Source organism: Pseudomonas sp. PGPPP1 (genome assembly GCF_002255865.1).
Lineage (GTDB): Bacteria > Pseudomonadota > Gammaproteobacteria > Pseudomonadales > Pseudomonadaceae > Aquipseudomonas > Aquipseudomonas cremoris.
Genome location: NZ_NKIG01000063.1, coordinates 1 through 6,367, shown reverse-complemented (window position 1 = coordinate 6,367; position 6,367 = coordinate 1). Strand labels below are relative to the sequence as shown.

General features: G+C 58.9%; 7 protein-coding genes. All 7 read left to right on the top strand.

Features of this window, described 5'->3' with window-relative positions; all coding sequences use genetic code 11:
* The first annotated feature begins 17 nt into the window (after nucleotides 1–17).
* The gene (gene tsf, locus CFE47_RS30765; protein ID WP_099583358.1) at nucleotides 18–881 is read left to right on the top strand and encodes a translation elongation factor Ts; all 864 of its coding nucleotides are present in this window, start codon (nucleotides 18–20) and stop codon (nucleotides 879–881) included.
* A gap of 211 nt (nucleotides 882–1,092) precedes the next feature.
* A complete protein-coding gene (gene pyrH / locus CFE47_RS30760) occupies nucleotides 1,093–1,836 on the top strand; it encodes a UMP kinase (RefSeq protein WP_003172271.1) in 744 nt (247 codons plus the stop codon).
* Nucleotides 1,833–2,390: a ribosome recycling factor gene (gene frr / locus CFE47_RS30755; protein ID WP_012722596.1), complete on the top strand. Its 558-nt coding sequence runs from the start codon at nucleotides 1,833–1,835 to the stop codon at nucleotides 2,388–2,390. The genes pyrH and frr overlap by 4 nt, the downstream gene beginning before the upstream one ends.
* Before the next feature lie 17 nt (nucleotides 2,391–2,407).
* Nucleotides 2,408–3,163 carry a polyprenyl diphosphate synthase gene (gene uppS, locus CFE47_RS30750; protein ID WP_185707398.1) on the top strand — a complete coding sequence of 252 codons (756 nt, stop codon included), beginning with the start codon at nucleotides 2,408–2,410 and terminating at the stop codon, nucleotides 3,161–3,163.
* A complete protein-coding gene (locus CFE47_RS30745) occupies nucleotides 3,164–3,973 on the top strand; it encodes a phosphatidate cytidylyltransferase (RefSeq protein ID WP_185707396.1) in 810 nt (269 codons plus the stop codon).
* Nucleotides 3,970–5,160 carry a 1-deoxy-D-xylulose-5-phosphate reductoisomerase gene (ispC, locus tag CFE47_RS30740; protein ID WP_286842899.1) on the top strand — a complete coding sequence of 397 codons (1,191 nt, stop codon included), beginning with the start codon at nucleotides 3,970–3,972 and terminating at the stop codon, nucleotides 5,158–5,160. The genes CFE47_RS30745 and ispC overlap by 4 nt, the downstream gene beginning before the upstream one ends.
* A 54-nt stretch (nucleotides 5,161–5,214) precedes the next feature.
* A partial coding sequence (gene rseP / locus CFE47_RS30735) for an RIP metalloprotease RseP (protein ID WP_286842897.1) occupies nucleotides 5,215–6,367 on the top strand: 1,153 nt, incomplete at its 3' end.

Sequence of the window (6,367 nt, the reverse complement as noted above, 5' to 3'; positions counted from 1 at the left end):
CCAAGAGGAATTTGAAAATGGCAGCAATTACTGCAGCGTTGGTTAAAGAACTGCGTGAGCGTACCGGCGAAGGCATGATGGATTGCAAGAAAGCCCTGGAAAAGGCTGACGGCGACATCGAAAAAGCTATTGATGACATGCGTGCTTCCGGCGCCATCAAGGCTGCCAAGAAAGCAGGCAACGTAGCTGCTGAAGGCGCGATCGCTCTGAAAGAAGACGGCAAATCTGCTGTTCTGCTGGAAGTGAACTCGCAGACCGACTTCCTGGCCCTGCAAGACGACTTCAAGGCCTTCGTTGCTGCCAGCGTTGAAAAAGCGTTCGCCGACAAGCTGACTGACGTCGCTCCGCTGATCGAAGCTCAAGAAGCTGCTCGCCTGGTACTGGTCGGCAAGGTTGGCGAAAACGTCAACATCCGTCGCCTGGTTCGCGTTGAAGGTGATGTTGTTGGTGGCTACCTGCACGGCAACAAGATTGGTGTTGCAGTTGTCCTGAAAGGCGGTAACGTCGAGCTGGCCAAAGACATCGCTATGCACGTAGCGGCAAGCAACCCTGAGTTCCTGCTGCCTTCGGAAGTTTCTGCCGAAGCGATCGAGCGTGAAAAAGCTGTGTTCTTGCAGCTGAACGAAGAGAAAATCAAAGGCAAGCCAGAAAACATTGTTGAGAACATGGTCAAAGGCCGTATCAGCAAGTTCCTGGCCGAAGCAAGCCTGGTTGAGCAGGCGTTCGTCAAGAACCCTGAAATCAAGGTTGGCGAACTGGCTAAGAAAGCCGGTGCTGAAATCGTTTCCTTCACTTACTTCAAAGTAGGCGAAGGCATCGAGAAGCCGGTCGACAACTTCGCTGAAGAAGTTGCTGCCCAGCTGGCTGCCGCCAAGCAATAAGACAGTTTTCAACTGTCGCCCGAAAGAGGCTGCCCGCTCACGCGCGCAGCCTCTTTTCAAATGGGCAGGCCGATTTTATTTGGCTTACCCTCGGAACTGGCTTACAAAGCCGTGTTCCGATGGCGCTGTGATAGCGTCCAGCTAGAGTGAACGCAAGCCGTAAACGGCTCGCCAAGAATTTTTAAAAAATACGCCGCAGGAGAGATTCGCAATGGCTCAGCAGGGCAGTGGTTATCAGGCTCGCTATAAACGCATTCTACTCAAGCTCAGCGGCGAGGCCCTGATGGGCTCGGAAGAGTTCGGGATCGATCCCAAGGTGCTCGACCGTATGGCGCTGGAAGTCGGCCAACTGGTTGGTATCGGCGTACAGGTCGGCCTGGTGATCGGCGGCGGCAACCTGTTCCGTGGTGCAGCGCTGAGTGCTGCCGGCATGGATCGGGTTACCGGCGACCACATGGGCATGCTGGCCACTGTGATGAATGCCTTGGCCATGCGTGACGCCCTGGAGCGTGCCAATATCTCGGCTATCGTGATGTCGGCTATTTCCATGGTTGGCGTGACCGATCACTATGATCGCCGCAAAGCCATGCGTCACCTGAACGCCAAAGAAGTGGTGATCTTCGCTGCTGGTACCGGCAACCCGTTCTTCACTACCGATTCGGCTGCGTGCCTGCGCGCTATCGAGATCGATGCTGACGTCGTGTTGAAGGCCACGAAGGTCGATGGCGTGTACACCGCAGACCCATTCAAAGACCCGCATGCTGAGAAGTTCGATCATCTGACCTACGATGAAGTACTGGATCGCAAGCTGGGCGTGATGGACCTGACGGCTATTTGCCTGTGCCGCGACCACAAGATGCCGCTGCGCGTATTTAACATGAACAAGCCCGGCGCCCTGCTGAACATCGTACACGGCGGCGCGGAAGGGACTCTGATCGAGGAAGGCCAACAATGATCAACGAAATCAAGAAAGACGCCCAAGCGCGTATGCAGAAATCCCTGGAGTCTCTGAGCCACGCATTCGGCCAGATTCGTACCGGCAAGGCGCACCCGAGCATCCTGGGCAGCGTGATGGTGCCTTATTACGGCTCCGATACGCCAATCAGCAGCGTCGCCAACATTACCGTTAAAGACTCGCGCACCCTGCAAGTCGTAGCGTTTGAGCGCAACATGCTGGGCGCTGTCGACAAGGCAATCCAGAGCGCCGGTCTGAACCTCAATCCGACTAACCTGGGTGAGTTGCTGCTGATCTCCATGCCTGCCCTGACTGAAGAAACCCGTAAGGGCTTCACCAAGCAAGCGCGTAGTGCAGCCGAAGACGCCCGTGTTGCCGTGCGCAACATTCGTCGCGATGCCTTGGGTGACCTGAAAAAACTGGTCAAGGACAAGGAAATTAGCGAAGACGAAGAGCGCCGTGCCACCGCCGATATCGACAAGCTGACCAAAGATGCCGAGGCCCAGATCACCAAGGCCACGGAAGAAAAAGAAAAGGACCTGATGGCCGTATAAGGGGTCAGGACGCCTTCATGGAAAAGACCAAGCAGACTGTACCCTCCGTGGTGCCGCGCCATGTCGCGATCATCATGGATGGGAATAATCGCTGGGCGAAGAAACGCTTTATGCCGGGTGTTGCCGGGCATAAAGCGGGTGTCGATGCGGTGCGGGCGGTGATTGAGGTGTGCGCCGAGGCCAAGGTTGAAGTGTTGACCTTGTTCGCCTTCTCCAGTGAGAACTGGCAGCGGCCTGCCGAAGAAGTCAGTGCCTTGATGGACCTGTTCTTCAAGGCGCTGCGCCGTGAGGCCAAGCGCCTTAACGAGAACAACATCAGCCTGCGCATCATCGGTGATCGCTCGCGCTTCCACCCGGAATTGCAGGCAGCCATGCGCGAGGCTGAGGCCATCACCGCGGGGACCAACCGTTTTGTGCTGCAGATCGCAGCCAATTACGGTGGCCAGTGGGATATCGCCCAGGCTGCGCAGCGACTGGCCCGCGAAGTGCAGGCCGGTCATCTGCGTCCGGACGACATTACCCCCGAACTGTTGCAGACGTGCCTAGTGACCGGCGACTTGCCGTTGCCGGACCTGTGCATCCGTACCGGTGGCGAGCACCGTATCAGCAACTTCCTCCTGTGGCAGCTGGCCTACACCGAGCTGTACTTCTCCGACCTGTTCTGGCCGGACTTCAAACACGATGCCATGCGCAATGCGCTGGCCGATTTCGCTTCCCGTCAGCGTCGCTTCGGTAAAACGAGCGAGCAGATCGAAGCTGGAGCCCGGGTTTAAATGCTTAAACAACGAATCATCACTGCACTGATCCTGTTGCCAATCGCCCTGTGTGGGTTTTTCCTGCTCGATGGTTCCGGCTTTGCGCTGTTTATTGGCTTGGTCGTTACGTTGGGGGCTTGGGAGTGGGCTCGCCTGGCGGGCTTTAACGAGCAATTGCCGCGTGTAGCGTATGCCGCAGTGGTCGCCCTGTTGCTGTTCCTGATGCATACCCTGTCGAGCATTGTGGTGCCGTGGGTGTTGGGCGCGGCGGTGTTGTGGTGGGCGTTGGCGACCTTCCTGGTGCTGACCTTTCCGCGCACCAGCGGCCATTGGTCCAGCGTTGCCAGCAAGTTGGTGATTGGCTTGTTGATCCTGCTGCCTGCCTGGCAAGGGCTGGTGGAGATCAAGAATTCGCCGATGGGCAACTGGCTGATCATGGCGGTGATGGTGTTGGTGTGGGGCGCTGATATCGGTGCCTACTTCTCTGGTCGGGCTTTCGGCAAGCGCAAGCTGGCGCCGGCGGTCAGCCCGGGCAAGAGTTGGGAGGGCGTCTACGGCGGCCTGGCATTGACGCTGCTGATCACCTTGGTGGTCGGCGTTGTGCGCGACTGGTCAGTGAAGGAAATTTTCCTGGCCTTGCTGGGTACTGCCATCGTTGTATTTATCTCGGTGGTCGGTGACCTAACCGAAAGCATGTTCAAGCGTCAGGCCGGGATCAAGGACAGCAGCAACCTGCTGCCGGGTCACGGTGGGGTGCTTGACCGTATCGACAGCCTGACGGCTGCCATCCCGGTCTTCGCCGTGCTGTTGTGGATGACTGCTTCGTGAGCCGCTTGCAACAGGTAACCGTGCTGGGTGCAACCGGTTCGGTAGGGTTGAGCACCCTGGATGTAATTGCTCGCCACCCGGATCGCTACCAGGTTTTTGCCTTGACCGGGTTTACCCGCCTGAGCGAGCTGCTGGCGTTGTGTGTGCGCCACGCGCCGCGTTTTGCCGTAGTGCCTGAAGCGGCCGCGGCGCGTGGTTTGCAGGATGACTTGCGGGCTGCCGGGCTCTCGACTCAGGTGCTGGTGGGGGAGGAGGGCTTGTGCCAGGTCTCGGCTGATGTGGAAGTGGACACCGTGGTCGCCGCGATTGTCGGCGCTGCGGGGCTGCGTCCGACGCTGGCTGCCGTGGATGCCGGCAAGAAGATCCTGCTGGCCAATAAAGAAGCCCTGGTCATGTCCGGTGCGCTGTTCATGCAGGCTGTGCGCAAGAGTGGTGCTGTGCTGCTGCCCCTCGACAGTGAGCACAACGCAATCTTCCAGTGCATGCCCGGCGACTACTCGCGTGGCTTGAGCCAGGTGGGTGTGCGCCGCATCCTGCTGACGGCCTCCGGTGGTCCGTTCCGGCAAACGCCGCTGGCTGAGCTGGAGCACGTCTCGCCCGACCAGGCATGCGCGCACCCGAATTGGTCCATGGGGCGAAAGATCTCCGTAGACTCGGCGAGCATGATGAACAAAGGCCTGGAGTTGATCGAGGCCTGCTGGTTGTTCGACGCGCGGCCCGATCAGGTCGAGGTGGTGATCCACCCACAAAGTGTGATTCATTCCCTGGTCGACTATGTAGATGGTTCGGTGTTGGCGCAGTTGGGCAATCCTGATATGCGCACGCCCATCGCCAACGCCCTGGCTTGGCCTGAGCGTATTGATTCCGGTGTGGCGCCATTGGACTTGTTTGCAATCGCCCGCCTGGACTTCGAGGCGCCGGATGAGCAGCGCTTTCCTTGCCTGCGCCTGGCGCGACAAGTGGCGCAAGCGGGTAACAGCGCACCTGCGGTGCTCAATGCGGCCAATGAAGTGGCTGTGGCGGCGTTTCTCGACGGACGCATCCGCTTTCCGCAGATCGCGAGTATCATCGAGGATGTTCTACAGCTTGAGCCCGTTGTGGCGGTGGATGATCTTGCGGCGGTGTTCGAGGCCGACAGCAAGGCTCGGGTCCTGGCCGAACAGTGGTTGAACCGCAACGCGCGTTAAACTGTTGGCGCGTTTGAGCCTGGCAGGCACTGGATTGGAATGCGGAGAAATTAGATGAGTGCGCTTTACATGATTGTCGGCACCCTGGTTGCTCTGGGTGTGCTGGTTACCTTCCACGAATTCGGTCACTTTTGGGTGGCGCGTCGTTGCGGCGTCAAGGTACTGCGCTTTTCGGTCGGTTTCGGCATGCCGTTGTTGCGCTGGCACGACCGCCGCGGCACTGAATTCGTGATCGCGGCCATCCCGCTGGGCGGCTACGTCAAGATGCTCGATGAGCGCGAAGGCGAAGTGCCGGCTGACCAGTTGGACCAATCCTTCAATCGCAAGACCGTTCGTCAGCGTATCGCTATCGTTGCTGCCGGCCCAATCGCCAACTTTTTGTTGGCGATTGTGTTTTTCTGGGTCCTTGCGATGCTGGGGAGCCAGCAGGTGCGTCCGGTCATCGGCGCGGTCGAGGCGGACAGCATGGCGGCCAAGGCCGGCCTGGTTGCAGGGCAGGAGATTGTTTCCATTGATGGCGAGCCTACCACCGGATGGGGCGCGGTCAATTTGCAGTTGGTTCGTCGTTTGGGCGAGAGCGGCACCGTCAACGTAGTGGTGCGTGAACAAGATTCCAGTGCCGAGCTCTCGCGTGAGCTGGCGTTGGATCACTGGCTCAAAGGTGCTGATGAGCCTGATCCGATCAAGTCCCTGGGGATCCGTCCGTGGCGTCCTGCGCTGCCGCCGGTGCTCGCCGAGCTGGATCCGAAAGGACCGGCCCAGGCCGCGGGTCTGAAAACCGGCGACCGTTTGCTCGCATTGGATGGTCAGCCGCTGGGCGACTGGCAGCAAGTGGTCGACTTGGTACGTGTACGTCCTGATACCAAGATTGTGCTGAAAGTTGAGCGCGATGGTGCTCAAATCGACGTCCCTGTGACCTTGGCGGTACGTGGGGAAGCCAAGGCAGCCGGGGGTTACCTGGGTGCGGGGGTCAAAGGTGTCGATTGGCCGCCGTCGATGGTTCGCGAGGTGAGTTACGGGCCGTTGGCAGCGATTGGCGAGGGTGCAAAACGTACCTGGACCATGAGTGTGCTGACCCTCGAATCCCTCAAGAAAATGTTGTTCGGCGAGCTCTCGGTAAAAAACTTGAGTGGACCGATAACCATTGCTAAAGTGGCGGGCGCTTCTGCCCAGTCGGGTGTCGCGGATTTCCTGAATTTCCTGGCTT

Coding starts and splice junctions, on each gene's coding strand:
- tsf (WP_099583358.1), top strand. CDS start 18: ATGGCAGCAATTACTGCAGCGTTGGTTAAAGAACTGCGTGAGCGTACC.
- pyrH (WP_003172271.1), top strand. CDS start 1,093: ATGGCTCAGCAGGGCAGTGGTTATCAGGCTCGCTATAAACGCATTCTA.
- frr (WP_012722596.1), top strand. CDS start 1,833: ATGATCAACGAAATCAAGAAAGACGCCCAAGCGCGTATGCAGAAATCC.
- uppS (WP_185707398.1), top strand. CDS start 2,408: ATGGAAAAGACCAAGCAGACTGTACCCTCCGTGGTGCCGCGCCATGTC.
- CFE47_RS30745 (WP_185707396.1), top strand. CDS start 3,164: ATGCTTAAACAACGAATCATCACTGCACTGATCCTGTTGCCAATCGCC.